Origin of the sequence: Rhodococcus phenolicus, from assembly GCF_001646785.1 — a bacterium.
GTDB classification, from domain to species: domain Bacteria; phylum Actinomycetota; class Actinomycetes; order Mycobacteriales; family Mycobacteriaceae; genus Rhodococcus; species Rhodococcus phenolicus.
Window position 1 is genome coordinate 1 of record NZ_LRRH01000167.1, and the last position, 585, is coordinate 585.

A 585-nucleotide genomic window follows, 5' to 3' on the forward strand; every position below is an offset into this window, starting at 1 on the left:
GGGTGTCCGAGGTTGCCCCCGGTTCGGTGCACGACCTCACCGCTGCTCGTCGGGGCGGGATCCTCGGCGCCCTCTACCACGCTGCCGCCGGCGGGATGCCCACCCTCGCCGACAAGGGGTACACCGGTGCCGGGATCGGTGTCCACGTCCCGACGAAAGGCCATGGTCTCGATGCCGGCGCCCGTTGCCGCAACACGGTGTTGTCTGCGATGCGTGCTCCGGCCGAACGCGCGAACGCGCTGCTGAAGACCCGGTGGAAGGCGCTGCAGCGAATCAGTCTGTGTCCGTGGAGGATCGGCTCGATCGCTGCTGCGGCTCTCGTTCTTCTTCACCTGCAAGCACCGGCCTGGTGAGAAAACCTCACTAGTACTGCCTAGGTTGAGGCAGCGTAGCCCTCGGAAAGCTCGCGCCTCGACGGCACCGCCGGCGAGTTACGACTATGCCCTGGCCGAATCCGTCGACGCGGCACGCTACTAGAACGAACTCGTCGGACAAGACGTCCTCGTCGCCACCGAGGTTATGCAAGATGAGCTTCGACGCGTCGCGGAGCACATTGCCGGATCCGAACAGGCGCAATGGTGGAGG

The 585-nt window shown here is 65.8% G+C and carries 1 protein-coding gene; it reads left to right on the forward strand.

From position 1 onward, the window contains the following. The coding region (locus A8G15_RS28410; RefSeq protein ID WP_281180806.1) for a transposase family protein at positions 1–353 on the forward strand (353 nt) is incomplete at its 5' end. Between the last annotated feature and the right edge of the window lie 232 nt (positions 354–585).